Origin of the sequence: Paractinoplanes pyxinae (assembly GCF_026626335.1) — a bacterium.
Taxonomy (GTDB): domain Bacteria; phylum Actinomycetota; class Actinomycetes; order Mycobacteriales; family Micromonosporaceae; genus Actinoplanes; species Actinoplanes pyxinae.
Map to the genome: position 1 here is coordinate 1 of NZ_JAPNTZ010000007.1, position 24094 is coordinate 24094.

Sequence of the window (24094 nt, forward strand, 5' to 3'; positions counted from 1 at the left end):
ATCGTCGCGAGCAGGCATCGTCGCGAGCAGGCATCGTCGCGAGCAGGCATCGTCGCGAGCAGGCGCCTTCGTGAGCCCGCCCCCTTCGCGAGCCAGCGCCTTTGTGAGCTGGCTCCTTCGGGAACCGGCGCTTTCGGGAACCGGCGCTTTCGGGAACCGGCGCTTTCGGGAACCGGCCTGAGAGCGGGCCGACCCCGTCGCGAGTCGGCGCCTTCGGGAGTCGGCGCCTTCGGGAGTCGGCGCCTTCGGGAGCCGGCCCCCGCGCCGCGAGCCGGTCCCCGCGCCGCGAGTCGGCCCCCGCGCCGCGAGCCGGCCCCGCCTTGAACCGGCGCCGCCGTGAACAGGGTCCAGCGCGAGCCGGCCACATTGCGGACCGGCCCTTCGCGGACCGGTCCTATCGCGAGAAGGACTTAGCTGATCATGCGTTCTCATCGTGCAGGCACCTCCGCGGCAGCCGGTCCGGCGAACCGGCCGCCGTTAACGGAGGCCGCCCCGGCACGACCCGGCCAGCGGGCCGAGTCGTCTTCCGCCGTGAGCACCGACCGGACGGTGTCCCGCGGTTCCGCGAGCTTCGGCCCGGGCCGCCCCGCAATGGCTTACCGCCACATCAACCTGCACCACTGGTGAACCCCGCTTGACCTGGCTTCGGCTTGAGGCAGCCGCAGCCTGATGGGGTGCCGCGGGCGGAACGGTTTCACGTGGCGCGGCCACGGTCCGGCTCCACGAGGCCGGGCCCCTGGACGCGCCCTTCGCCCGCCGCGACAGGCATCCTGGGGGAACCACCGACATGACGAACCTTGAGCAACCGCCCGACCGCCCGGCTGACGGCGCCGACAGCCCGAATGCCAGGCCGACCGAAACCGCTGCGCCCGCTCACGCTGCCGCGCCCTCTCGCGCTGCCACACCTACTAGCGCCGCAGCGCCCCATCCCTCCGCGGCACCTTCCCAGGCCGCAGCACCCAACAGCGCCGCAGCGCATTCCCACGCCGCGGCGCCTACTTACGCCGATGCGCCTTCTCGCGGTGCTGCGCCGTCTCATTGGGGCGAACCGGCTCGGGCGACGGCGCTATTGAGTCACTTGAATGATCGACCGAGCTGGATCTGCGCCACGTGCGGCGATCCGTGGCCGTGCGCCACTGTGCAGGATCGGTTGCTGGCGGAGTTCCGGGCTTTTCCGTCTGTGTTGACCGTCTATCTGAGTGCTCAGATGTATGACGCCATCGGGGACCTGATCTCGAATGGGCAGATGGCGCCGAACAACCTCTTCGAGCGGTTCGTGGCGTGGGCTCGGAAGGCGACCGTCGTGCCGAAGGACGCCGAAGAGGACGACCTTGTGTCGGCTTTTCGCGAGCAGTGACGCGAGCAGTGACCGGGCCCTGTGGTGCTCCCGCGGGCGAGGCTCGCGGGAGCGGAAGAACGGGCGACGGCTCGGCCGTTCGCGGAGTGCCCTGGGGCACCTCGTGGTGCGGCTTTGCCGCCGCCCGTCCTGCCGCCCGATCAAGTCTCAGCCTTCTCAGTGCGGCGACATCATCATACCTACATGGCTTCGTACGGACAATCCGATGGAGCATCGTGATCACGTAGACTGGCTGGCATGATCGATCCTTCCGCCGACCGCGCGGTCTTTCGCCAGCTGGCCGATCTGCTGCGCAATCAGATCGAGTCGGGCGAGCTGGGGCCGGGCGAGCCGCTGCCCAGCGAGCTGCGCCTGGCGCAGGAGTACGGGATCAGCCGCACCACCGTCCGCCAGGCGATCGGCCAGCTGCGCACCGAGGGGCTGGTGACCGTCGACCGGCCGCGCGGCACCTTCGTCCGGGTGCCCGAGCCGATCGAGGTCATCGCGCTGGCCCGCGGCGACAAGGCGGGCGCCCGCATGCCCACCGACGCCGAGCGCCGCAAATACCGCCTCGGCGAGGGCGTGCCCGTCCTGGTCGTGACGGCCACCGACGGCACCGAGACCGTCCACCCAGCCGACCGCGTGCAACTCACCCGCCCGTAGAACCGGCGCCGCGGCTTGCGAGGCCGCGCCACTGCCTGCCGGGCCGGCTACTTGTGAGGCCGCGCCGCCGATTGCGAGTCCGCCCGTAAGCCGCGCACTCTTGTCGGTCTGAGCCGCCCGTAGAACCGGCGCCACACCTTGTGAGGCCGGGCCACTGCTTGCGAGGCCGCCCGTAAGCCAGCCGTCTCTACGCGCGAAGCCGACGCCTTCTACGCGCAACGCTGCCCCCAAGCCCAGCTTCCCTGCGCGCGGAGCTCGCAAAGCCGACCCCTACGCGCAACGCCGCCCGCGGGCCCGACTTCCCCACCCCCGAAGCCCGCAAAGCCGACACCCCCTACGCGCGACGCCGCCCGCGAGCGCGACTCGCCTACGCGAAGCCGCTCACAGCACCGGCGCCGGTGCGCGCGGAGGCGGCTTCGCTATTTGCGGGTGCGGCGAGTGTGGCCCCGGCCCGTGTGCCACGACTCGATGACCAGGTGGTCGGCCGGGACGCCCACGTAGGTCAGCGCCACCTCGTGGATGTCGATGCGGAAGAGGCCAGCCCCGTCGCCGTGGGGCCAGTCGGGTGGGTGGGGCAGCTCGACCACCACGCCGGAGAGCTTGGCGTCGCCTGGGCCGGATTCCGGGTTGTCGGTCGGTGGCTCGATGGTGGGGGCGTGCATGGCGATGCGGGGGTCGCGGCGGATGTCGCGCAGCTTCATCGAGTCGGCCATCATGCCGAAGGTGAGTTCGCCGTCCTGGAAGGCGGCCTCGGTCGCGCTGATGCGGGGGGAACCGTCGCGCCGGAGGGTGGCGATCGTCTTGTTGGTGCCCGCGTCGAAGAGGGCCTTCACACGCTGGGCGAAGGCCGGTGCGTCTTTCTCGATCTCATGCCAGCTAGCCATGCCGCCGACCCTAGGGCGGGGGTACGACAGAACCGGCGCCGATCAGAAGAGGGTGTAGCGCGACGCGGCGAGCGTGAAGCCGTGGCCGGTGTTCTCGTCCTTGCATGTGAGGCCCAGGCTCTCACTGTCGCAGCGGACCGTACCGGCGCGTAGGGCCTGCCCGTAGTCGAGGGTCGTCTCGGACGTACCCACCAGGGTGTCCCCCGCGCAGGTGAAAGTCACCTTGCCGCCGGTGACCACGAGGCCGTTGCCCCAGTCGAGTTCGCAGTCGGCGGGCTTGGCCGGCGGCTTCCACGACTTGCGGACTATGTCGCATCGCACGTCGGACGGCGTCAGCGCGCACGCGATGTTCTGCGACGGCGTACGGAACATCGCCTCGTCGACCACCGAGGCCTCGACCGGGGCGGGCGCCGGCCCGCCGAAGCCGACGTTCGCCGAGGGCAGCGCCGACGAGTTCGTGGTCGGGCCGTCGTCGTCCGGGGAGCCGGACAGGGAACAGCCGGCGAGCGCGCCCAGCAGGGCCAGCGGGAGAAGGCCGCGGATCATCGGTGCCATGGTGAGGGCAGTCTAGGAAGCTCGGGCAAGACGCGCGTGGCCGCTTGACGATCACGCCCGGAACGAAGACCGTCGACCTGATGGGTACGCGGGACATGCACGAAGGACTGCCGGACGCACTGCGCCAGGCGGTCGACGACTTCGGCCACCACCTGGCCCGGGTCGACAACCGCTCGGAGCAGACCGTCCGGGCGTACGTCGGCGACGTCGTCTCGTTGCTCGACCACGCCGCCGACTCGGGCCTCACCACGCTCGCCGAGATCGACATCGTGCTGCTGCGGGGCTGGCTGGCCGCGCGCATGCGACAGGGCGCAGCCCGGGCCTCGCAGGCGCGCCGGGCCGCCGCCGCCCGGGCCTTCACTGCGTGGGCCTTCCGGGACGGCCGCCTCGCCACCGATCCGGGCGCGCAGCTGGCCAGCCCGAAGCCGCTGCGCACGCTGCCGACCGTGCTGCGCGCCGATCAGGCGGCCACGCTGGTCGAGACGGCCGGCCCGGAAGAGACCGAGGGCCTGCGCGACCGGGCCGTGCTGGAGCTGCTGTACGCCACCGGCGTACGGGTGAGCGAGCTCTGCGGTTTGGACCGCGCCGACCTCGATGAGGGCCGCCGAGTCGTCCGCGTCTTCGGCAAGGGCGCCAAGGAACGCACTGTCCCCTACGGCCTGCCCGCCCAGCGCGCGCTCGACGACTGGTTGCGCCACGGCCGCCCGGAACTCGCCACCAAGGCCAGCGGCGACGCGCTCTTCCTCGGCATGAAGGGCGGGCGCCTGCAGCAGACCGTGGTGCGCCGCATCGTCGACGGCGCCGCGCGGGCCGCCGGGCTGCCGCACACCAAGCCGCACGACCTGCGCCACTCGGCCGCCACCCACCTGCTCGACGGCGGCGCCGACCTGCGTGCCGTGCAAGACCTGCTGGGTCACGCCTCGCTGTCGAGCACGCAGATCTACACCCATGTGTCCACCGAGCGGCTCCGGGCGGCCTTCAAACAAGCGCACCCCCGAGCGTGACCCCGTACGATCGGTTCTGTGAGCGCCCCCCAACCGCCCGTGACCATCCCCGGCGCCCGCCTTCTGTTCTCGCTCGATCCGGGCGTGTCCTATCTCAACCACGGCTCGTTCGGCGCCGTGCCGATCGGGGTGCAGCGCGCCCAGCAGAGGCTGCGCGACGAGATCGAGTCGAACCCGCTGCGCTTCTTCGCCCAGGGCCTGAGCGACCGCATCATCCACACCCGACGCCACATCGCTTCTTTCCTGGGCGCCGACCCTGAGCTGAGCGCGCTCGTGCCCAACGCGACGACCGCAATCTCGCTGGTGCTCAACTCCGTGCGCCTCGAGCCGGCCGACGAGGTGCTGCTGACCGACCACAGCTACGGCGCCGTTGCGATGGCGGCCCGCCGCCGCTGCCGCCGGGCCGGCGCGACCGTGCGGACGGTCGCGCTGCCGATGCCCGCCGCCGACGCCGAGCTGATCAGCCGGGTGCGGGCCGCCCTGCGCCCGGGCCGCACCAAGCTGCTGATCATCGACCAGCTCTCGTCGGCGACGGCGATGACCTTTCCCGTACGCGAGATCGTCGCCGCCGCTCACGAGCACGACATTCCGGTGCTGGTCGACGCCGCCCATGTTCCCGGCATGCTGTCCGTCGAGGTGGCCGCGATCCGGGCCGACTTCTGGGTGGGCAACCTCCACAAGTGGGCCTTCGCCCCGCGCGGCACGGCCCTCATCTCGGTGGCCGCCGAGTGGCGCCGCAAGGTCGAGCCGCTGGTGACCTCGTGGGATCACGACCAGGGCTTCCCCCACGCCGTGGAGTCGCAGGGCACTGTCGACTACACGCCCTGGCTGGCCGCCCCGGCCGGGCTGTTCACGCTGCGCACGCTCGGCTGGGACGAGGTGCGGGCCCACAACACGGCGCTCGCCGCCTACGGCCAGCGGGTGGTGGGCGAGGCGTTGGAGGTGCCGGCCGACGAGCTGCCGCAGCCGGCCGGGCCCGACGTCTCGATGCGCGTCGTGCCGCTGCCGGCCGGGCTGGCCACCACCACGCCCGAGGCCCACGCGTTGCGTCAGCACATCGCCGACAAGCTCGCCGTCGAGACCGCGGTGAACGCCTGGGGCGGCCGCGGGCTGCTGCGGCTGAGCGCCCAGGTCTACAACCGCGCCGACGAGTACGACCGGTTCGCCGAGCGCCTGCCTCAGCTGCTGCACGACTACCGCGCCTGATCGAGCGGGAGCAGCCGCACCCGGCCCAGGCCGAGCAGGGCCAGCGGGTCGAGATAGAGCGGGCCGCGCCGCAGACCCCAGTGCAGGCAGGCCGCCTGCGCGCAACCGCGATGGCCCGCCTCGAGGCGCCCGATCGGGTCGCCCTGGCCGACGAGCGCCCCGAGCTTGACCGAGGCGGTGACCGGCTCGTACGTGGTTCGCAGCCCACCGGCGTGGCCGACGCTGACGACACCGCGACCGGCCACCGTGCCGGCGAACAGGACGATGCCCGCCCCGGCCGACCGAATGACCGCCGACGGCGGCGCCGCGATGTCGACGCCACGGTGCCCGGCCAGCCACGGCTGAGCGGGCGGGTCGAAGGGCCGGACGACGGCGGGCGGCGCGACCGGCCACCCGAAGGACGAGACAACCAGCAGGATCAGCAGACGAAGCATGCCGACCAACCTGCCGGACCAGACCCGCGAAAAACGGGCCTGTGGATAACTACGGCACTAGCCGCCGAAGCCCGGCTCGTCGGGCAGGGAGATGTCCGGCTTCTCGAGCTCTTCCACGTTGACGTCCTTGAACGTCATGACGCGGACATTCTTCACAAACCGGGCCGGACGGTACATGTCCCAGACCCAGGCGTCGTGCATCTCGACCTCGAAATACACCTCGCCGTCGGAGTTGCGCACGTGCAGGTCGACCTGGTTGGCCAGGTAGAACCGGCGCTCCGTCTCCACCACGTAGGAGAACTGGCGGACGATGTCGCGGTACTCCCGGTAGAGCTGCAGCTCCATCTCGGTCTCGTACTTCTCGAGATCCTCTGCGCTCATCGCTTCTCGCCCTCCATGGCCTCATCTTCCCCCACCGACGGCGACGGCTGAGGCTGCTCGCCCGACGCCACGCCGACGGTACTCCGAGGGGTCTGCGGAAGCACCAAGGACGCGGTGGCGGATGCATCAAACAGTACTGGTTGAACCGTCTCGGGCGACACGCGCTGCACCGGCCGGCGTGCCCGGGGCGGACGGTTTCCCCGGCCCGAGGCGGCGGCGACGTTGACGTACGAGAAACGGTGTTCGGCACACGGCCCGTGCTGCTTCAACGCGGCGCTGTGCTCCTCGGTGATGTAACCCTTGTGCACCGCGAAACCGTACGCCGGGAACTGGTCGTCCATCTCGACCATGATGCGGTCCCGGGTGACCTTGGCCAGCACACTGGCCGCGGCCACGCACGCGGCCACCCGGTCGCCCTTCCAAACCGCGAGCCCGGGCACGCCCAGCCCGTCGACCGGGAAACCGTCGGTCAGGACGTACTCGGGCGAGGCGGTCAGCGAGGCCAGCGCGCGGCGCATCGCGGCCAGGTTGCAGACGTGCAGCCCGCGCGCGTCGACCTCGGTGGCCGGGACGATCACCACCGACCAGGCCAGGGCCCGGGCGACCACCTGGTCGTAGACGCGCTCGCGGGCGGCCGGGGTCAGCAGCTTGGAGTCGGCCAGCTCGTCGATCTCGCCGCGCTTGCCCTCGGGCAGCATGGCGGCCGCGGCCACGAGCGGCCCGGCGCAGGCGCCCCGGCCGGCCTCGTCGGCGCCGGCCACGTTACGGAAGCCGCGGCGCTGCAGGGCGCGCTCGAGGGCGTAGAGGCCGCCCTCACGACGGACCACGGTGCGGGGTGGGGCCAGCATCAGGACAGCCGCCGCAACAGGCCGGGCAGCTCGACCGGGAAGATCGACTCGGAGCTGGCCTCGATCTCGTCGGCCGACCACCAGCGGTGCGCGGTGATGGTGGCCTGCTCCTCCTCGTCCATGCCGGCGAAGTCGGCCTGCCAGCCGGGGACGCGCAGGATGAAGAACTCTTGTTCCTGCTCGTACTGCCGGCCGCCGTAGCTGAATTCCGTCCGCTGGCGCCAGAAGGGCTCGCCCAGCTCGGCGGCGTCGACCCGCAGGCCGACCTCTTCGAAAAGCTCGCGGGCGGCGCCCTGCGCGGGCGTCTCGCCACTTTCCAGCCCGCCGCCGGGGGTGAACCACCAGTGGGTGCCGGGACGGGCCGGGTCGCCGCCGTAGAGGAGCAGGGTGCGCCCGGCCGGGTCGACCAGCAGCACGCGGGCGGCGCGGCGTTCGACAACGGTCACGCGAACCAGCCTATTGCGCGAACAGTGGATCTTACGACTGCGGGTCGGGAATCGCTTTGAACCCGTCCGGCACCGACAGCCACGTGGCCCGGTTGACCGGCCAGAACACGGTGAAGGCGCGACCGACGATCGACTTCTCGGTGATGGTCGCCTCTTGCACGTCACCGCCGGAGTCCTGCCAGTGCTCGAGCGAGTCGCCGGAGGCCGAGCGGTGGTCGCCCATCACCCACAGCCTGTCCGGCGGCACGGTCACGTCGAACTTCACGTCGGCCGGGTCGTCCTGCTGGCCGGCCTCGTCGGTGAAGACGTACGGCTCGTCGAGCTTCACGCCGTTGATCGTCAGCTTCTTGTCGGCGGCCTCGGGGTCGTACGAGATGTGGTCGCCCGGCACGCCGATGATCCGCTTGATGAAGTCCTCACCCTCGGCGCCCGACTGCCAGGCGGCCGGCGCCTCGAAGACGATGATCTCGCCGCGGCGGGGCTCACGGAAGTCGTACACCAGCTTGTTGACGAGCACCCGGTCGAGCACGTTGAGCGTGTGCTCCATGGACGGGGACGGGATGTAGAACGTCTGCAGCACGAAGGCTCGCACCAGCACGGCCACCAGGACCGCCACGCCCAGAAGAATCGGAAGCTCGCGCCAGAACGAACTGCGCTTCTTTTCCGTCTGCTCGTCAATCACGAGCGCAGCCTACGTCGCCGGGTCACGAACGGCAGTCCGGAACGCGCGGATATCGCAGCACTTAACAGAAAGGGAAGGGCGAAAATCTCGGTCGCCGGATCGTTCTCGCGCACCGGAACAGTGCCCGGCGCGGCCGCTGTCGGGTGGTCGGCGGCGAACGCCTTCCACTCGTCCGGCACGGACAGGCTGGTGAAGCGGTTGCTCGGCCAGACGATGACGAATGCCCGCCCGATGATGTTGCTGATCGGCACCGGGCCCTGGCAGCGAGCGTCCTGTGAGACCTGGCGATGGTCGCCCATGATGAACATCTCACCCGCCGGAACGACCACCTCGGTGAAGCGCCGGCTCGTGCACTGGTTGGGGTTCGGCGGCTGGTTCAGGTCGGAGTTGAACCCGTCGGCGATGTACGACTCGTCGATCGCGATGCCGTTGACCGTGATCCGCCCCTTGGCGTCGCAGCAGGCGACCTTGTCGCCCGGCAGGCCGATCACCCGTTTGATGAAGTCGCGCTCACCCGGGCGGCTGACGCCGACGAGGTCGCCGATCGTGCGCCCGAGCTTGGCCGCGAAGCTGTTGCTGACCGGCTCGCTGACCTCGGGCGTCCAGTTCTCGTCGCCCCGGAAGACGACGATCTCGCCGCGGACCGGGTCCCGCATGTCGTAGATGACCTTGTTGACCAGCACCCTGTCCTTGACGAGCAGAGTGTTCTCCATCGACCCGCTGGGGATGTAGAACGCCTGCACCAGGAACGTGCGGATCAGCACGGCCAGGCAGAACGCCACCACCAGCAGCAGCGGAAGCTCCTGCCAGAGCGGCATCTCCTTACGCCGGACCAGTCCCTGTCGCCGCCGAGAAGCCGGGCCGTAGCCCTCCATCGGTTCCACGCTTCGTCTCTCCCGCCGCCGACCGGCCGAACCACCCCGGATACAGCACTACCGCCCGAACATTTCCCCTCGCGGGGACTTACGGGCGGTAGTGCTGGAAGGGTTCACAATGATCCCATCCGGCACACGGCAAGAGTAATGCGCGCATGCTGAGGGATCGATGAGATCAGACCGTCTGCTTCTCGCGAAGCTCCTTGATCTTGGCCTTCTTGCCGCGGAGCTCACGCAGGTAGTAGAGCTTGGCGCGGCGGACGTCACCGCGGCTCACGACCTCGATCCGGTCGATGGCGGGGCTGTTGAGCGGGTACGTGCGCTCGACGCCGACACCGAAGCTGATCTTGCGGACCTTGAAGGTCTCGCGGAGGCCGGAACCCTGGCGGCCGATCACGACGCCCTGGAAGATCTGGACGCGGGAACGGTTACCTTCGACGACTCGGGCGTACACCTTCAGGGTGTCGCCGGCCCGGAAACCCGGGATGTCGGTGCGCTGCGACTGGGCGTCGAGAGCGTCCAGCGTGTTCATCGCTGCATCCTCGTTCTTTTTGAAGCGCATCGGGAGTTCGGTGCGCGCTGGGTACTACTGATCCCCCGCCACTCCTGGGGATCCTCGATCTCGAACCACGGCGTGGGCCGAAATCGGCAACCTCACTACTTTGCCACAGACGGCGGCGTGATCTGAAATCCGCCCTCGGTGAGCGTCTTCCTGTCCGCTTTGTCCAAGTCGTCGACAGGGTAAACCGACATCATGTCGGGCCGGCGGGACGCCGTACGCAGCAAGCTCTGGTCCCGTCGCCAGCGCGCGATCCGGCCGTGGTCACCCGAACGCAGGATTTCCGGCACGTCCCGCGATCGCCACGACGCCGGCTTCGTGTACACGGGCGCCTCGAGCAGCCCGGCCGCGTGCGACTCCTCGGTCAGCGAGTCCGCGTTGCCCAGCACGCCCGGCAGCAGCCGCACGATCGCTTCCATGATCACGATGACCGCGACCTCGCCCCCGAACAGGACGTAGTCGCCGAGCGAGACCTCACGGACCGGCATCCGGTCGGCGGCGTCGTCGATCACCCGCTGATCGATGCCCTCGTACCGCCCGCAAGCGAAGATCAAACGGTCGAGCGAGGCGAGTTCGTGCGCGTCGGCCTGAGTGAACGGCTTGCCCACGGGCGACGGAACGACCAGCGTGCCCGGCCCGACCGCGTCGAGCGCCTGCCCCCACGGCTCCGGCCGCATCACCATGCCCGGCCCGCCCCCGTACGGGGTGTCGTCCACCGTGCGATGCACGTCCGAGGTCCAAGTACGCAGATCGTGCACGGCCACGTCGAGCCGCCCGGTCTGCCGCGCCTTGCCGATCAGCGACAGCTCGAGCGGGCCGAAATAGTCCGGGAAGATCGAGATGATGTCGACGCGCATCTACAGATCCAGCAGACCCTCGGGCAGATCGACGACGACGCGGCCCCCGGCCAGGTCGACCGTCGGCACGATCGCGCTCACAAAGGGGATCAGAGCCGTGCCGCCGCCGGTCTTCTTCAGCACGATCAGGTCGGACGAGGGCGCGTGGTCGATCCGCTCAACGGAACCGTGCACAGTGCCGTCGGCCGACTCGACCCGCAGACCGACCAGCTGGTGGTCGTGGAACTCGTCCGGGTCGTCCGGCGGGGTCAGCTCGTCGCTGTCGACCTGCAGGAACACGCCGCGCAGCTCCTCGGCGACGTTGCGGTCGTAGATGTTCTCGAACACCGCGATACCGCGACCCTGATGCCAGCGGATCGACTCGAGCACGAGTTGCTTCGGCACGTCGAACTTGACGCCGGGAACGGCCGCCGGGCCGGTGCTCACACGGCGGTCCCGGGGGACCTCCGTCACGAACACCGACCCGGGGACGAAACGTTCTTCCGGTTCGTCGGTTCGCACGACCACCGAGACCTCGCCCCGGATGCCGTGCGGTTTGCCGATCTGACCGACTACCAGGAGCATCTCAGTACGCGTCGACGATGTCGACGCGGATGCCGCGCCCACCGATCGACCCGATGACCTGCCGCAGGGCCTTGGCCGTACGCCCGCCGCGCCCGATGACCGTTCCCAGGTCCTCCGGGTGCACGCGAACCTCGAGCCGCTTGCCGCGACGCGAGTCGACCAGCCGGACCCGGACATCGTCCGGGTTGTCGACGATGCCCTTGACGAGGTGCTCCAGCGCCGGCCGGAGCGCCCCGTCAGCTCGCGTCGGCGCCGGCACCGGCCGGGTCCTCTGCGGTCTCAGCGACAGCCTCGCGGTTCGGCTCGGCCGGGTCGGCGGCCTTGGTCTGCGCCGGCTTGGCCTCGGCGGCCTCCGGAGCAGCGGCGACCTTCTTGGCCGGCTTGGTGCTCTTGGCCGGGGTGTCGGCGACACCGGCGGCCGACTTGGCCTCGGCCTCGTACACCTCGGTGCGGGACTGCTTCGGCTCCGCGACGAGCAGCGGCGGCGGGGCGGGAAGGCCCTTGAACTGCTGCCAGTCGCCGGTCTTCTCGAGGATGCGCTGCACGGCCTCGCTCGGCTGGGCGCCGACGGAGAGCCAGTACTGCACGCGCTCGGACTTGACCTGGATGATCGAGGGGTGTTCCTTCGGCTGGTAGATGCCGACGTACTCGATGGCGCGGCCGTCGCGCTTGGTGCGCGAGTCGGCGACGACGATGCGGTACTGCGGGTTGCGGATCTTGCCCATCCGCAGGAGCCGGATCTTAACGGCCACGGTGTTTCGCTCCTGATAAATACGAGGCGAGCCAGGGCGCTCCCGTGGGGACAGGAGAGCTGATGTCTCATGGACTGGCAGCACGGAGGGGTTAGAGGGCGCCTCACGCGAGCCGGATACCAGGGGACCATTCTGCCAGACGAGGGTGGGTTGCTCCCAATCGGCCTCGGAAAAGTCAACTTCCAGGTCAAGAGCCACTTCAAGATCAAGATCTGGATGTCCCGGCGGGGTGGGTGGTGCTGACCGTCGTTCCCGCGGGGGCCCGGGCGGGCTTCGCTGGCCGCTGGCGCGTCCAGAACGCGAAACCCACCCGGGCGACGTGCGTGAGTGGTTGCGCCCCGCAACCCCCTGTGGATAAACGCCCCGCCTGTGGACAACGCGCCACGCACCGCGGCCAAGCCTGCTAGCTTCCCCACCCTGGGTGGGGCGGCAGAGAAGGTTTCAGATTCGCGCGACGACCGGGCGGTCCCAGCCTGGGGGCAGGTCGGTGGGGATCGGCCAGGACGGGTCGGGGTGGAAGTTGGTCCAGGTGCCGTCGAAGGGGAACTCTCCGGCCTCGAGCAGCTTGATCACCCGGTGGCCTTCCGCCCAGACTGCCTGCTCGTCGGGGACCCAGTAGAGGTCGGGGCGGGCCAGGCGTTCGGCGAACTCGTCCTCGTCCTTCCAGTGCCAGGACAGGTCGGGGTAGGCGACGATGTCCAGGTCCTGGTCGACCACGTCGATGCCGGCCAGCTCGCCGTCGTCCCAGCGGACGGCGTTCTCTTCGAGGTTGATGTAGTAGTTCTTGAAGTCGTCGGTCTCGGTGCGGAACAGCCAGACGGAGTGGTCGGCGCCCGCGGGGAAGAAGCGGAGGACGCCAGGGCCACGCCAGGTGGTCGGCGTCATCCGCTTTGGGGCGGCTTCCCAGTCGATGAACGAGGGCATGTCGCGGGGGCCGCGGCCGTCCGTCGTGGTTTCGATCGCGGCCGCGGCGCCGCGGGCTATCCAGAGGAGCAGCCCGCGGTCGTCGTCCGACACGACCCGGGCGACGTGCACGAAGCCGAGCCGGCCGCGGTGCGTGTCCCGGTGCAGGACGAGCCGGCCCGGCTCGAAGCGCATCAGTAGGAACGGGCCAGGTAGGCGACCAGGCCGGGTTCCTCGTCGGAGTCGGGCATGCCGCCGTCGGCGCGGGTCAGGCAGCGGACCGTGACGGCCTTGCCGTTCGCCTCTTTCTCGCCGGCCTCGCCCACGGCCGACCACGGCACCCGGGCCCAGCCGGTCTGCGCCGCCTCGATCGCCTCGCCCAGCGTCTTGACCTCGACCGTGTTCGCCTCACGGAAGGCCACCGCCTCGTCGTACAGGCGCTGCTGGTCGGCCTTGAGAGCGCTCGTCACCGCGTCCAGCACCTCGCCCAGCGCGGTCGGGGTCTTGGAGCCGTCGATCCGGCGGGCGATCGTGACGCTGCCGTTGGCCAGGTCACGCGGGCCGACCTCGATGCGGATGGGCACACCCTGCAGCTCGGCGTCCACCGCCCGGCGGCCGAACGGGATGTCGGCCCGATCGTCGAGTTTCACCCGTACGCCGGAAGCCTTCAGCTCGTCGCGCAGCTTGGCCGCCGCCTCGACGACGCCCTCGCCCGCCTTGACCACCATGACCTGCACCTGGATCGGCGCCAGGCGCGGCGGCAGCCGCAGGCCGTTGTCGTCGCCGTGCACCATGATCAGGCCGCCCACCATGCGGGTCGACGTGCCCCACGAGGTCGTCCAGGCGTGCTCGACCTTGCCGTCCTTCGACGAGTACGTGATGTCGAAGGCCTTGGCGAAGTTCTGGCCCAGCTCGTGCGAGGTGCCCATCTGCAGCGCCTTGGTGTCGCCCATCATGGCCTCGACGGTCATGGTGTTCGTGGCGCCGGCGAACCGCTCGCCCTTGGTCTTGCGGCCGGGGATGACCGGGACGGCCAGCAGCTCCTCCATGAACGCCTGGTAGACGTTGCGGTGGATGTTGCGGGCGTGCTCGCGGGCGTCGGCCTCGGTGGCGTGCGCGTCGTGCCCCTCCTGCCACAGGAACTCGGTGGTGCGCAGGAAGGTGCGCGGGCGCAGCTCCCACCGCACGACGTTGGCCCACTGGTTGAGCAGCAGGGGCAGGTCCCGGTACGAGTCGACCCACTTGGCCATGAACTCGCCGATCACGGTCTCGCTGGTCGGGCGGACCACCAGCGGCTCGGCCAGCTGCTTGCCGCCGGCGTGGGTGACCACGGCCAGCTCGGGCGAGAAGCCCTCGACGTGGTCGGCCTCGCGGCGCAGGTAGCTCTCGGGGATGAACAGCGGGAAGTAGGCGTTCTGCACGCCCTCTTCCTTGATGCGCAGGTCCATGTCGGCCTGCATGCGCTCCCAGATGGCCCAGCCGACGGGCCGGATGACCATGGTGCCGCGCACCGGGCCGTTGTCGGCCAGCTGCGCCTTGGCGATCAGGTCCTGGTACCAGCGGGGAAAGTCCTCCGCACGGGGAGTGAGCACACGAGCCATGAGGCGACATCCTAGTCGGGCCGGCTGCGCAACCTGCCGGGCGGGCATCGCGTGTCCTAGGTGGAAGGGCGGTGGGGCAGTGACAGCAGCCGAGGAATTCGACGATTTCTACCGGGACACGTCCCGGCGCCTGGCCAGATACGCGTACGGCCTGACGGGCGACCCCGGCGACGCGCAGGACCTCGTGCAGGAGGCCTACGCCCGCGCCTGGCAGCGCTGGAGGCGCCTGGCCGACTACGAGGACCGCGAGGCCTGGTTACGCCTGGTGGTCAACCGGCTCTCGGCCGACCGGTGGCGCCGGTTGGGCGTACGCCGGGCCCGAGCCGCCGCCGAACCGCCCCCGCCACCTTCGCCCCCACCCTCGGAAGACGCCGTGCTGCTGATCCGCGCGATGCGCACCCTGCCCCTGGCCCACCGCCGCGCCCTCGCCCTGCACTACCTGCTCGACCGCTCGGTGGCCGAGATCGCCCACGAGACCGGCTCGTCCGTCGGCACGGTCAAGTCGTGGCTGTCCCGGGGCCGGGCCGGGCTGGCCGCCGCGCTCGGCGGCGACCACCCCGCCTTCGTCACGAACGGAGCCGACGATGCCCACTGACCTCGACGACATCTTCGGTTCGCTGGGCCGCCAGGCCGACGCGATCCCGCTCGGCACCGCCGAGCAGGCCCGTAAGCGGGGCCGGCAGCGCAGCCGCAACGGCGCGCTGATCGCGGCGGGCGCCGCCGTGTGCCTGGTGCTGGCCGGCGTCGGTGTCATGGTCCGACCCCAGCGCCACGCCGACCATCCGGTCACCCCGGCCCCCTCGGCCGGCCCGTTGCCGGTGGTGGGCTCGCCACTCGAGTTCGACCCGCCGGTGCGGGAATCGTCGGCCCCGGACGTGGCCGGCGGCAAGGTCTACACCGCGTGGAAGGCGGGCGACGGCAAGGTGACCGTGGCCGGAGCCGACCTGCACACGGGCCGGCTCGACTGGAAAGTGACCGGCATGGGCCTCGACGACGAGATCGTCTCGTACGGGGTCCGCGCGGCCGAGCAGGGAATCATGGTCGCCGTCAACGACCAGATCTACGTGTACGACCCGGCCCACGAGAACGCGAACGACTGGGTGCTGACCGCCGGCGATCTCGACGAGGTCGTGCCGTTCGACCAGGCGCTCATCCGCCGGTGGGACATCAACGGGCAGATCGACGCGCACAACTGGCGCACCGGCCGGAAGCTGTGGACGCTCGAGCCCCAGGCCGACAAGGCTGTACGCCTGATCGGGGTGCGGGCCCCCAGCGACGGCCTCACGGCCGACAGCCACTCCGACGGCCGGATGCTGGCGGTGACCAGCAGCGGCAAGATCCAGGTGCGCGACGCCGCGAGCGGTCAGTTGCAGAGGACGATCACGCCCGCGTCACCGGCCCAGGCGGGCAGCATGTTCGTGGCGTACGACGGGTGGCTCTACGAGGGCGGGCCGCCGTGCTGCGACAGTTCGGCCTACCGGGTGGTCGCCACGAATCTGGCCACCGGGGAGTCGTCGGTCGTGCTCACCGAGGGGGTCGGTCACGCGCTGGGCGGGCTGGACGTCTGCGGGCCGGACCGGGTGTGCGTGCTGGATCAGAAGGACGGCGGCACATCGGTGTCGGCCGTCGACGTGCGGCAGCGCAAGAAGATCTGGACGGTGGCCGGCCCGCCCGACGGAAGCTCGCTCTCCTCCTACAACGGCACCATGCTGATCGGTGGCGGCCAGAACATCGTGCTGCTCGACGCGAAGGGCGACGAGCTGTTGAGCACCCCCGCCATCCACGTCGACTGGCTCGACCCGAACCGGCTCCTGGTCATGCCCATCACGGGCGCCGGCACCGTGTCGGTCTTCGACATCACCACCCGCAAGCTGACCGAGCTCGGCACTGTCCCCCAGCGCGTCGACATGTGCGCCCACTCGGCCGACCGCCTAGTCTGTCCCACCACCACCGACCTGCGCATCTACAGCCTGACCGGCTGATCCGCTCAGCGGATGACGCGGCCCTTGAGCACGATGCGGCTCGGCGCGCGGACCACTCGCAGGTCCGCGCGCGGGTCGGCCTCGTAGACGATGAGGTCGGCCAGGCCGCCTTCGACCAGGCCGGGGAAGCCCAGCCAGTCGCGGGCGCGCCAGGAGGCGGCGGCGAGGATGTCCTCGGCGGGGAGGCCGGCCTCTTCGAGGATCAGCATCTCTTCGGCCACGAGGCCGTGGCGGATGCCGCCGCCGGCGTCGGTGCCGACGTAGATGGGGACGCCGGCCTCGTGGGCGGCGCGCACCACGCCGGGGAAGCCGTCGCGCAGGCGGATCATGTGGTCGGCGTACTTGTCGAACTTGCCCCGGGCCCGGTCGGCGATGCCGCCGAACGTGCGGATGTTGATCATCGTGGGGACCAGGGCGGTGCCGCGGCGGGCCATCTCGTCGATCAGGTCGAGAGACAGGCCGGTGCCGTGTTCCACAGAGTCGACGCCGGCCCGGACCATGATGTCGACGCCCTCCTCGGAGAACGTGTGCACGGCGGCCCGCACCCCGGCCGCGTGCGCGGCGTCGACCGCGGCGGCCATGGTCTCGGCGTCCCAGGACGGCGCCAGGTCGCCCTTGTCGCGGTGGATCCAGTCGCCGACGAGCTTGACCCACCCGTTGCCGGCCGCGGCCTGATCGGTGACGGCCGCCCGTACGTCGGCGACCCCGTCCACCTCGATGCCGACGTCCCGTAGATACCGCTTCGGCGGCGCCACATGCCGTCCGGCCCGGGCCAGCCGCGGAATCTCCGGCTCGTCCTCCAGTTCCGGGTACGGGAAGGGCGACCCGGCGTCCCGCAGCGCCAGCACCCCGGCGTCCCGGTCGGTCACCGCGAGTTCGCGCGCCTGATCGAGGCTGGTGATCGGCTTGGCCCCGAACGCGATCCCCAGGTGGCAGTGCGCATCGACCAGCCCCGGCACCACGAACCCGCCGTCACTGATCGTCTCAGCGTCCTTGACCGGCTCGAACGTGACCCGATCCCCCACCAGCCAGAGATCTCTCACATCACCGTCGGGCAGCACCGTGCCCCGCACATGCAAAGCCATGGAACAGTCTTACCCGACGACTACATCACTTGCCCGGGCGGCCGACCTTCTCGAGGAAGTCGCGCCTGCGCGTCCACCCCGGGAGATCCAACGTGATCTCCCACGGCTCGCGCACCGTGACCAGCTCATCGGTGTGCAGCTGCTGGTGGTAGTTGCCGTCCGCACCAAGGCGGTACTGCGTGAAGGTCACTCGCTCTTCGAGCGGATCGATGATCCAGTAATGCGAGATTCCGGCCATTGCGTATTTCTTCATCTTGCTCGTTCGGTCGTCGTGCTTCGAGGACCGAGAGATGACCTCCACGACCAGCGGCACGTCGTCGGGCAGCACCGGCGACCGGTTGGCGCCCTCCACCCGGATGAGGACGACGTCGGGTTTGAGCTCAGTGCGCCGCCCGATCGCGACGGCCTGCTCACCGTTTACGACGAACTCATATTCCGGACAATGTTCCTCGATCGCGACAGCCGTCCGCATCGCGATGACTTGGTGCAGGGGAAGCGCGTGGGGGGTCAAGACGAGCCTTCCGTCGATCAACTCGTAGCGAAGATCCTCGGGAAGGTCAGCCAGGTCGTCGACGGTCAAGTCGTGCCGCTCGAGCAGATGAGGGTCGACCAGAGAGAGAACAGCGGTCATCGAATCCTCCTCGATGGAATCGCGTTCGATCATACTAGTCACCCGACAAGCTGCTCTATGCCAATGTTGAGCAGGCCGGCGACGGCGCCGGCCTGACCGCAGCCTATTTCTTGTCGTCGTCCTTCTTCTGCTGCTTCATCAGCTTGTTGAAGTCGAGGTTGGGCAGATTGAAGCCGCCGCCGGCACCGCCCAGGGCATTCGGGTCGAGGCCCGGGGGCAGCTGGGGCATGCCGCCCGGGAAGCCCGCCGGCAGGCCGCCGCCACCGCCCGTACGGGGACGGTTGTTTCCGCCCTTGGTGCCCTTGCGCTTGTTCTTCGGGCTCTTCGTGGCCTTGCGCCGGTTGCCGCCGGGCAGGCCCATCATGCCGCCCATCTGCTTCATCATCTTCTGCGCGTCGGCGAAGCGGTTGAGCAGCTGGTTGACGTCCATGACCGTCACGCCGGAGCCGTTGGCGATGCGGGCGCGGCGGGAGCCGTTGAGGATCTTGGGGTTGGTGCGCTCGCCCGGGGTCATCGAGCGGATGATCGCCGCGACCTTGTCGAAGTGCTTGTCGTCCAGCTCGGCCAGCTGGTCCTTCATCTGGCCCATGCCGGGCATCATGCCGAGGATGTTGGCGATCGGGCCCATCCGCCGCACGGCGATCAGCTGGTCGAGGAAGTCTTCCAGCGTGAAGGTCTCACCGGCGAGGAGCTTGCCGGTCATCTTCTCTTTCTGGTCCTCGTCGAAGGCCGCCTCGGCCTGCTCGATGAGGGTCAGCACGTCGCCCATGCCGAGGATGCGGCTGGCCATCCGGTCGGGGTGGAAGAGGTCGAAGTCCTCGAGCTTCTCACCGGTCGACGCGAACAGGATCGGCTCGCCGGTGACGTGCCGGACGGACAGCGCGGCGCCACCGCGGGCGTCGCCGTCGAGCTTCGAGAGCACCACGCCGGTGATGCCGACGCCGTCACGGAAGGCCTCGGCCGTCTGCACCGCGTCCTGACCGACCATGGCGTCGATGACGAACAGGACCTCGTCGGGGTCGACCGCGTCGCGGATGTCGCGGGCCTGCTGCATCATCTCTTCGTCGATGCCGAGACGACCGGCGGTGTCGACGATGACGATGTCTTTGGCGGTGCGCACGGCGACGTCGATCGAGTCCTTGGCGACCTTCACCGGGTCGCCGACGCCGCTGCCGGGCTCGGGCGCGTACACGTCGACACCGGCCCGGCCGCCGACCACCTGAAGCTGGTTGACCGCGTTGGGACGCTGCAGGTCGGCCGCGACCAGCAGCGGCTGGTGGCCCTGGCCCTTGAGCCAGCGCGACAGCTTGCCGGCCAGGGTCGTCTTACCGGCGCCCTGCAGACCGGCCAGCATGATCACGGTGGGTGGCTGCTTGGCGAACTGCAGCCGCCGCCCCTCGCCGCCGAGGACGTTGACGAGCTCCTCGTGGACGATCTTGATGATCTGCTGGGCCGGGTTGAGCGCCTGCGAGACCTCGGCCCCGCGGGCACGCTCCTTGAGGTTGAAGATGAAGGCCTTGACCACGGGCAGCGCGACATCGGCCTCGAGCAGCGCGAGACGGATCTCGCGCGCGGTGGCGTCGATGTCGGCGTCGGTGAGCTTGCCCTTGCCCCGGAGCTTGGTGAAGATCCCGGAGAGGCGGTCACTCAGAGTGTCAAACACAGTGCGACTTCCCGTTGGTCAGAAGAGAGCGGCGATAGGGCAAGCCTAGCCGCCCGCGCGACGCCTCACCGGTTCCGCATGCGGTACGTCTTCTGAGCCGCCTCGATACGCCGCTGGGTGCGGGTTCCCGGGGCCAGGCCCTTCTTGGCCTTCGAGTACAGGTAGTACCCGCCGCCGACCGCGAGAGCCCCCACGATCAGGTAGAACAGCACGGGGCCGATCAGCGAGCTGACCACCCAGCCGACTGCGATCACTCCGGCGATCAGCGCCACCAGAAATGCCACGGCCTTACCCATCCCGGCCTCCCAAGATAAAAGTTCGACCTCCACCATGACCCAGCCGGGCAAGCTCGCGCATCGGCCGTAACCCTGAGCGTTTCCCCGTAGGGGTTGAACACGATTGAGTACTCGAAATCGCCCATAACCGGCCGAACCGGATGGAGCCTCGCAACTAGCCAACAAGGGCGCCGTTGGGCGGACCGTGAGCCCCCGGATCCTCCAGTTGACGCCGTGGCCGGTGCGCCGGCGCCTGCTCGGCCAGGTGCAGCGCCGGTTGCTGCCGCTCGTCCCCGAGTCCCGCCGTCTGCGAACGGCCCGGCAGATCGTCCCGCTCAGCCCGGCCTCCCGGTCCACGAGGGCGGCGCGCCGGCTCGATGCGCACCCCGCAGGCGTACGCCGGGAAAATTGCGACCGGGTGCTCGACGCCCTGACCAGCGCCGGCATCGAGTGGTTCCGCATTCCCGTGGCGGCATTGACGCGTACGGGCGTGGCGGTGGCCGAGACCGACCGGCATCGCGCCGTCGGTGTCCTCAAGAGCCTCGGCGCGCACCTGCAGGTCCTCGCGCCCCGCGTGTGGCGGCTGAGCTGGCCCGTCACCGATCCCGAGGGCCGCCTGACGCTGGGTTCCGAGTACGGCTGCGAGATCGAGTTCTGGCGGGCCGAGGGCGGCAACCTGGTCGGCCCGCGCGGCAACCCGGTGGCCGACGTGGTGCCGGCCGGCGAGCCCGGGATCGCCGTGGCCGAGCCGGTGTTCGGCCCGTTCCGAACGGCCGGGAACACCCGCCGCTACCGCACCCGTGAGGTGTTCACGATGGTCAGCCCGGACCGGGTGGCCTTCCCGATCGACGCCGTCTACACCTGGGTCGACGGCGACGACCCGGCCTGGCGGGCCCGCAAGGCCCGGGCGCTGCGCGAGAACGGCTGGGTGGCCGGCTCCAACGAGCAGACGGCCAACGACTCACGCTTCCTCTCCCGCGACGAGCTCCGGTTCTCGCTGCGCTCGCTGCACGCGTACGCGCCCTGGATCCGCCACGTCTTCGTGGTGACCGACGACCAGGTACCCGCCTGGCTGGACACCTCGCGCGACGACCTGACCGTGGTGAGCCACCGCGAGATCTTCGGCGGCACCGGGCGGCTGCCCACCTTCAACTCGCAGGCGATCGAGTCGCGGCTGCACCGGATCCCCGGGCTGAGCGAGCACTTCCTCTATCTGAACGACGACGTCTTCCTGGGCCGGCCGGTGGCGCCCGAAATGTTCTTCACCCCGGGCGGGCTGACCCGCTTCTTCCCGTCCGGCGCGCTGGTCGGCTCGGCCCCGCGCACGCCGTGCGACACCCCGGCCGACTCGGCCGGCAAGAACAACCGCGACCTCATCCAGAGCGCGTTCGGGCGGGTGCTGACGCGGAAGATGAAGCACACGCCGCACCCGTCGCGGCGCAGCGTGCTGGCCGAGATCGAGGAGCGTTTCGCCGACCGGGTGGCGGCGACGGCCGGGCACCAGTTCCGGCACCCCGAGGACATCGCGCTGCTGTCGTCGCTGCAGCAGTACTACGCGTATCTGACCGGGCGGGCCGCACCGGGCCAGATCCAGTACCTCTACACGGATCTGGCCGACCCCCAGACGCCGTTCCGGCTGGCCCGCCTGCTGCACGACCGGCACCTCGACGCGTTCTGCCTCAACGACACGTATTCCAGTCCCGAGGCGATCGCCGAACAGGCCGCGCTGCTGGCCGAGTTCCTGCCGGCCTATCTGCCTTTCCCGTCCCGCTGGGAATTGGCGCAGCCCCGGACGACCACGCGTCCGGTGGTGGCTCGCCAGAAAACCCGCGCGCCGCAATGGGAGGCCGCGCGGTGAGCTTCGACGTGGTCATTCTGGGTCTGGGGTACGTCGGTCTGCCGCTCGCCCATCAAGCGGTGCGCGCGGGGCTGTCCGTTGCGGGTTTCGACGTGCAACCCGATGTGGTCGCGGCGCTCGCCAACGGCCGCTCACACGTCGACGACCTGAGCGATGCCGACATCGGGCAAATGCTCGCCGGCGGTTTCACCCCGACCACCGACGAAACGCTGATCGCCGATGCCCGCAACGCCGTGATCTGCGTGCCCACGCCGCTGAGCGAGGGTGACGGGCCGGATCTGCGAGCGGTCACGGGCGCCGCCGCCGCGATCGGCCGGAATCTTCGTACGGGAATGCTGGTGGTTCTGGAATCGACGACTTATCCCGGCACGACGGACGAGGTGGTGCGGCCCCTGCTCGAACAGGAATCGGGACTGGTGGCGGGATTCGACTTCCACCTGGCGTTCTCGCCCGAACGCATCGACCCCGGCAACGAGCAGTTCGGCCCGAGCAACACGCCCAAGGTGGTCGGCGGGTACACGCCGGCCTGCACCGAACGCGCTGCCGTTTTCTACGAACGATTCGTCGACACCGTCGTGCGTACGCGGGGAACTCGCGAAGCCGAAACCGCCAAGCTGCTCGAGAACACGTACCGGCACGTCAACATCGCCCTGGTCAACGAGATGGCCCGGTTCTGCCACGAGCTCGGCATCGATCTGTGGGACGTCATCCACGCCGCGTCGACCAAACCGTTCGGCTTCCAGGCGTTCTATCCGGGCCCCGGCGTGGGCGGCCATTGCATTCCGATCGACCCGAATTACCTTTCGCACAACGTGCGCAGCAAGCTCGGCTATCCGTTCCGCTTCGTCGAGCTGGCCCAGGAAATCAACACCACCATGCCCGCGTACGTGGCCCGGCGCGCCCAGAATCTGCTGAACTCAGACGGCCAGGCCGTTCACGGCGCCACGATCCTGCTGCTGGGCGTCACCTACAAGCCCGACATCGCCGACCAGCGCGAGTCCCCCGCCACTGCCCTGGCTCGCCACCTGGTTGCCTTGGGCGCCAACGTTATTTTCCACGACCCGCTCGTACCACAGTGGATGGTGCCACGCGCCGACGACCTGGAAGGCACGGTCACGTCGGCCGATCTGGTGATCCTGGTGCAGAACCATCGTGCCTACGACGCCGACCACCTGGCCCGTCTGGCGAAACGCTTCTTCGATACCCGCGGCGCCACCACGATCCCGGACGCGCACCGCCTCTAGCCGGCCACGTGGGCGGTGCTGTCGAGCCAGTGCTGGGCGAGGCCGGCCTCCCCGTCGACGCTGACGCCGGCCAACGGGAGCCGCCGGGTGAGGGTCAGCAGCAGTGCGCCGGCCGGCCCGCTCACGGTCACGTCGGCCGGCTGGGAACCGCGCCGCCAGACCGCCCCGTCCGGCCGCCGTTCCACGAACCAGGCGGCGTCGGAGTCGGTAGCCCGCCACTGCAAGGTCTGGCCGGTGCCGCTTATCGCGTCGGCGGATTCGGACCGGAGCATCCGCCACGTGGGCGAGGTCAGCATCGCGAGGTGGTTGTCGATGAGCGCGGCCGCCACGGCAGGATCGACGTCGGTCGCCCGGCCCGCGGCGCTGTCGGCGTCGGCGCCGTGCACCACCGCCTCGTTGAGGGAGCTGGACATCCAGAACTGCGTGCCGGTCCGCTCGTCCCCCGCCGCGTTGAACACCGGAGCGGCGGCGAGCGCGTCATCGGTGCACGCGGCCGCGACCCGCCGCGACGAAGTCGCAAGCCAGGCCGGCCACTCGCCGGGATCAGTGGGCAGCACGGCCATCTCGGTGGGCAGCCGGGTGGGGTCGGTGATGCGCCGCTCGATGATCTCGGCGACCCAGTTCTGCGTCTGGCCCAAGTGCTCGACCAGTTCCTTGACGGTCCAGCCGGGCGTGGTCGGCACCACGGCGCCGGGCCCCGCCGCGGCAGCCGATTCGGCCAGCCGCCGGGTGTGCTCGACGATCGCCTGCCGGGCCTGTTCCGCGTTCAGCTCGTTGGTCTCCATGCCGCTACAGACCAGCCGACC

27 protein-coding genes and 1 pseudogene are annotated in these 24094 nt (G+C 70.1%); 8 read left to right on the forward strand and 20 right to left on the reverse strand.

What is annotated here, in order from left to right; genetic code table 11:
- Nucleotides 1–1138: 1138 nt before the first annotated feature.
- Nucleotides 1139–1357 carry a hypothetical protein gene (locus OWR29_RS19955; protein WP_267564459.1) on the forward strand — a complete coding sequence of 73 codons (219 nt, stop codon included), beginning with the start codon at nucleotides 1139–1141 and terminating at the stop codon, nucleotides 1355–1357.
- A gap of 237 nt (nucleotides 1358–1594) precedes the next feature.
- Nucleotides 1595–1999 carry a GntR family transcriptional regulator gene (locus tag OWR29_RS19960; RefSeq protein WP_267564460.1) on the forward strand — a complete coding sequence of 135 codons (405 nt, stop codon included), beginning with the start codon at nucleotides 1595–1597 and terminating at the stop codon, nucleotides 1997–1999.
- A 419-nt stretch (nucleotides 2000–2418) separates the two neighbouring features.
- Here the strand turns inward: OWR29_RS19960 and OWR29_RS19965 are convergent, their stop codons facing one another.
- Together OWR29_RS19965 and OWR29_RS19970 are read right to left on the reverse strand one after the other, a co-directional pair.
- Nucleotides 2419–2883, reverse strand: coding sequence for a pyridoxamine 5'-phosphate oxidase family protein (locus OWR29_RS19965; RefSeq protein ID WP_267564461.1), 465 nt, complete (start codon nucleotides 2881–2883; stop codon nucleotides 2419–2421).
- Nucleotides 2884–2925: 42 nt separating this feature from the next.
- Entirely contained in the window at nucleotides 2926–3429 is a 504-nt protein-coding gene (locus tag OWR29_RS19970) for a DUF6636 domain-containing protein (RefSeq protein WP_267564462.1), read from the reverse strand.
- 89 nt (nucleotides 3430–3518) lie between these two features.
- On the opposite strand from OWR29_RS19970, the gene OWR29_RS19975 reads away from it, so the two are divergent.
- Nucleotides 3519–4442: a tyrosine recombinase XerC gene (locus OWR29_RS19975; RefSeq protein WP_267565086.1), complete on the forward strand. Its 924-nt coding sequence runs from the start codon at nucleotides 3519–3521 to the stop codon at nucleotides 4440–4442.
- 18 nt (nucleotides 4443–4460) lie between these two features.
- Nucleotides 4461–5648 carry an aminotransferase class V-fold PLP-dependent enzyme gene (locus tag OWR29_RS19980; RefSeq protein ID WP_267564463.1) on the forward strand — a complete coding sequence of 396 codons (1188 nt, stop codon included), beginning with the start codon at nucleotides 4461–4463 and terminating at the stop codon, nucleotides 5646–5648.
- Here OWR29_RS19980 and OWR29_RS19985 read toward each other — a convergent pair.
- From OWR29_RS19985 to proS, 13 genes and pseudogenes are all read right to left on the reverse strand, one after another.
- Nucleotides 5636–6058 (reverse strand): annotated as a pseudogene (locus OWR29_RS19985) (M23 family metallopeptidase); the annotation flags it as partial. The gene OWR29_RS19980 and the pseudogene OWR29_RS19985 overlap by 13 nt on opposite strands.
- Before the next feature lie 81 nt (nucleotides 6059–6139).
- Nucleotides 6140–6463 (reverse strand): DUF2469 domain-containing protein, encoded by a 324-nt coding sequence (locus OWR29_RS19990; RefSeq protein ID WP_067505225.1) that lies wholly within the window; start codon nucleotides 6461–6463, stop codon nucleotides 6140–6142.
- Nucleotides 6460–7311 carry a ribonuclease HII gene (locus OWR29_RS19995; protein ID WP_267564464.1) on the reverse strand — a complete coding sequence of 284 codons (852 nt, stop codon included), beginning with the start codon at nucleotides 7309–7311 and terminating at the stop codon, nucleotides 6460–6462. Before OWR29_RS19995 ends, OWR29_RS19990 begins: the two co-directional genes overlap by 4 nt.
- Nucleotides 7311–7757 (reverse strand): NUDIX hydrolase, encoded by a 447-nt coding sequence (locus OWR29_RS20000; RefSeq protein ID WP_267564466.1) that lies wholly within the window; start codon nucleotides 7755–7757, stop codon nucleotides 7311–7313. The genes OWR29_RS19995 and OWR29_RS20000 overlap by 1 nt, the downstream gene beginning before the upstream one ends.
- Before the next feature lie 31 nt (nucleotides 7758–7788).
- Entirely contained in the window at nucleotides 7789–8439 is a 651-nt protein-coding gene (lepB, locus tag OWR29_RS20005) for a signal peptidase I (RefSeq protein ID WP_267564467.1), read from the reverse strand.
- A complete protein-coding gene (lepB, locus tag OWR29_RS20010; RefSeq protein ID WP_267565088.1) occupies nucleotides 8436–9314 on the reverse strand; it encodes a signal peptidase I in 879 nt (292 codons plus the stop codon). The genes lepB (OWR29_RS20005) and lepB (OWR29_RS20010) overlap by 4 nt, the downstream gene beginning before the upstream one ends.
- A 175-nt stretch (nucleotides 9315–9489) precedes the next feature.
- On the reverse strand, nucleotides 9490–9846 hold the full coding sequence (gene rplS, locus OWR29_RS20015) for a 50S ribosomal protein L19 (protein ID WP_267564468.1): 357 nt from the start codon (nucleotides 9844–9846) through the stop codon (nucleotides 9490–9492).
- 125 nt (nucleotides 9847–9971) lie between these two features.
- Nucleotides 9972–10730 carry a tRNA (guanosine(37)-N1)-methyltransferase TrmD gene (gene trmD, locus OWR29_RS20020; RefSeq protein ID WP_267564469.1) on the reverse strand — a complete coding sequence of 253 codons (759 nt, stop codon included), beginning with the start codon at nucleotides 10728–10730 and terminating at the stop codon, nucleotides 9972–9974.
- The gene (rimM, locus tag OWR29_RS20025) at nucleotides 10731–11294 is read right to left on the reverse strand and encodes a ribosome maturation factor RimM (protein WP_267564470.1); all 564 of its coding nucleotides are present in this window, start codon (nucleotides 11292–11294) and stop codon (nucleotides 10731–10733) included.
- A gap of 1 nt (nucleotide 11295) precedes the next feature.
- On the reverse strand, nucleotides 11296–11553 hold the full coding sequence (locus OWR29_RS20030) for an RNA-binding protein (RefSeq protein ID WP_014447131.1): 258 nt from the start codon (nucleotides 11551–11553) through the stop codon (nucleotides 11296–11298).
- Nucleotides 11531–12046, reverse strand: coding sequence for a 30S ribosomal protein S16 (rpsP, locus tag OWR29_RS20035; protein ID WP_267564472.1), 516 nt, complete (start codon nucleotides 12044–12046; stop codon nucleotides 11531–11533). Before rpsP ends, OWR29_RS20030 begins: the two co-directional genes overlap by 23 nt.
- Nucleotides 12047–12487: 441 nt before the next feature.
- Entirely contained in the window at nucleotides 12488–13144 is a 657-nt protein-coding gene (locus OWR29_RS20040) for a ribonuclease FAU-1 family protein (protein ID WP_267564473.1), read from the reverse strand.
- A complete protein-coding gene (proS, locus tag OWR29_RS20045; protein ID WP_267564474.1) occupies nucleotides 13144–14550 on the reverse strand; it encodes a proline--tRNA ligase in 1407 nt (468 codons plus the stop codon). The genes OWR29_RS20040 and proS overlap by 1 nt, the downstream gene beginning before the upstream one ends.
- A gap of 79 nt (nucleotides 14551–14629) precedes the next feature.
- Between proS and OWR29_RS20050 the strand changes: the two genes are divergently transcribed.
- Together OWR29_RS20050 and OWR29_RS20055 are read left to right on the forward strand one after the other, a co-directional pair.
- Nucleotides 14630–15145, forward strand: a complete 516-nt coding sequence (locus OWR29_RS20050; protein WP_267564475.1) for a SigE family RNA polymerase sigma factor — start codon at nucleotides 14630–14632, stop codon at nucleotides 15143–15145.
- A complete protein-coding gene (locus tag OWR29_RS20055; RefSeq protein WP_267564476.1) occupies nucleotides 15135–16532 on the forward strand; it encodes a PQQ-binding-like beta-propeller repeat protein in 1398 nt (465 codons plus the stop codon). The genes OWR29_RS20050 and OWR29_RS20055 overlap by 11 nt, the downstream gene beginning before the upstream one ends.
- Before the next feature lie 5 nt (nucleotides 16533–16537).
- On the opposite strand, the gene OWR29_RS20060 is transcribed toward OWR29_RS20055, so the two are convergent.
- The 4 genes from OWR29_RS20060 to OWR29_RS20075 all read right to left on the reverse strand — a co-directional run bounded on the left by OWR29_RS20060 (nucleotide 16538) and on the right by OWR29_RS20075 (nucleotide 20207).
- Nucleotides 16538–17617: an amidohydrolase family protein gene (locus OWR29_RS20060; protein ID WP_267564477.1), complete on the reverse strand. Its 1080-nt coding sequence runs from the start codon at nucleotides 17615–17617 to the stop codon at nucleotides 16538–16540.
- A 25-nt stretch (nucleotides 17618–17642) separates the two neighbouring features.
- A complete protein-coding gene (locus OWR29_RS20065) occupies nucleotides 17643–18281 on the reverse strand; it encodes a Uma2 family endonuclease (RefSeq protein ID WP_267564479.1) in 639 nt (212 codons plus the stop codon).
- A gap of 70 nt (nucleotides 18282–18351) precedes the next feature.
- Complete coding sequence (gene ffh / locus OWR29_RS20070; RefSeq protein ID WP_267564480.1) at nucleotides 18352–19911, reverse strand: signal recognition particle protein; 1560 nt, start codon at nucleotides 19909–19911, stop codon at nucleotides 18352–18354.
- A 65-nt stretch (nucleotides 19912–19976) separates the two neighbouring features.
- Nucleotides 19977–20207 carry a hypothetical protein gene (locus OWR29_RS20075; RefSeq protein WP_267564482.1) on the reverse strand — a complete coding sequence of 77 codons (231 nt, stop codon included), beginning with the start codon at nucleotides 20205–20207 and terminating at the stop codon, nucleotides 19977–19979.
- Between the two features lie 184 nt (nucleotides 20208–20391).
- Between OWR29_RS20075 and OWR29_RS20080 the strand changes: the two genes are divergently transcribed.
- Nucleotides 20392–22044, forward strand: a complete 1653-nt coding sequence (locus OWR29_RS20080; RefSeq protein ID WP_267564483.1) for a stealth family protein — start codon at nucleotides 20392–20394, stop codon at nucleotides 22042–22044.
- Nucleotides 22026–23288: a nucleotide sugar dehydrogenase gene (locus tag OWR29_RS20085; protein ID WP_267564484.1), complete on the forward strand. Its 1263-nt coding sequence runs from the start codon at nucleotides 22026–22028 to the stop codon at nucleotides 23286–23288. Before OWR29_RS20080 ends, OWR29_RS20085 begins: the two co-directional genes overlap by 19 nt.
- On the opposite strand, the gene OWR29_RS20090 is transcribed toward OWR29_RS20085, so the two are convergent.
- Nucleotides 23285–24073 (reverse strand): maleylpyruvate isomerase family mycothiol-dependent enzyme, encoded by a 789-nt coding sequence (locus OWR29_RS20090; RefSeq protein WP_267564485.1) that lies wholly within the window; start codon nucleotides 24071–24073, stop codon nucleotides 23285–23287. The two genes, OWR29_RS20085 and OWR29_RS20090, sit on opposite strands and share 4 nt — an antisense overlap.
- Nucleotides 24074–24094: the final 21 nt, after the last annotated feature.

Bases quoted from the DNA above. Each gene is read 5' to 3' on its own strand.
- OWR29_RS19960 (WP_267564460.1), top strand. From the start codon at position 1,595: ATGATCGATCCTTCCGCCGACCGCGCGGTCTTTCGCCAGCTGGCCGAT.
- OWR29_RS19965 (WP_267564461.1), bottom strand. From the start codon at position 2,883: ATGGCTAGCTGGCATGAGATCGAGAAAGACGCACCGGCCTTCGCCCAG.
- OWR29_RS19970 (WP_267564462.1), bottom strand. From the start codon at position 3,429: ATGATCCGCGGCCTTCTCCCGCTGGCCCTGCTGGGCGCGCTCGCCGGC.
- OWR29_RS19975 (WP_267565086.1), top strand. From the start codon at position 3,519: ATGGGTACGCGGGACATGCACGAAGGACTGCCGGACGCACTGCGCCAG.
- OWR29_RS19990 (WP_067505225.1), bottom strand. From the start codon at position 6,463: ATGAGCGCAGAGGATCTCGAGAAGTACGAGACCGAGATGGAGCTGCAG.
- OWR29_RS19995 (WP_267564464.1), bottom strand. From the start codon at position 7,311: ATGCTGGCCCCACCCCGCACCGTGGTCCGTCGTGAGGGCGGCCTCTAC.
- lepB (WP_267565088.1), bottom strand. From the start codon at position 9,314: ATGGAGGGCTACGGCCCGGCTTCTCGGCGGCGACAGGGACTGGTCCGG.
- rplS (WP_267564468.1), bottom strand. From the start codon at position 9,846: ATGAACACGCTGGACGCTCTCGACGCCCAGTCGCAGCGCACCGACATC.
- trmD (WP_267564469.1), bottom strand. From the start codon at position 10,730: ATGCGCGTCGACATCATCTCGATCTTCCCGGACTATTTCGGCCCGCTC.
- rimM (WP_267564470.1), bottom strand. From the start codon at position 11,294: ATGCTCCTGGTAGTCGGTCAGATCGGCAAACCGCACGGCATCCGGGGC.
- OWR29_RS20040 (WP_267564473.1), bottom strand. From the start codon at position 13,144: ATGCGCTTCGAGCCGGGCCGGCTCGTCCTGCACCGGGACACGCACCGC.
- proS (WP_267564474.1), bottom strand. From the start codon at position 14,550: ATGGCTCGTGTGCTCACTCCCCGTGCGGAGGACTTTCCCCGCTGGTAC.
- OWR29_RS20055 (WP_267564476.1), top strand. From the start codon at position 15,135: ATGCCCACTGACCTCGACGACATCTTCGGTTCGCTGGGCCGCCAGGCC.
- OWR29_RS20060 (WP_267564477.1), bottom strand. From the start codon at position 17,617: ATGGCTTTGCATGTGCGGGGCACGGTGCTGCCCGACGGTGATGTGAGA.
- OWR29_RS20065 (WP_267564479.1), bottom strand. From the start codon at position 18,281: ATGATCGAACGCGATTCCATCGAGGAGGATTCGATGACCGCTGTTCTC.
- OWR29_RS20075 (WP_267564482.1), bottom strand. From the start codon at position 20,207: ATGGGTAAGGCCGTGGCATTTCTGGTGGCGCTGATCGCCGGAGTGATC.
- OWR29_RS20085 (WP_267564484.1), top strand. From the start codon at position 22,026: ATGGGAGGCCGCGCGGTGAGCTTCGACGTGGTCATTCTGGGTCTGGGG.
- OWR29_RS20090 (WP_267564485.1), bottom strand. From the start codon at position 24,073: ATGGAGACCAACGAGCTGAACGCGGAACAGGCCCGGCAGGCGATCGTC.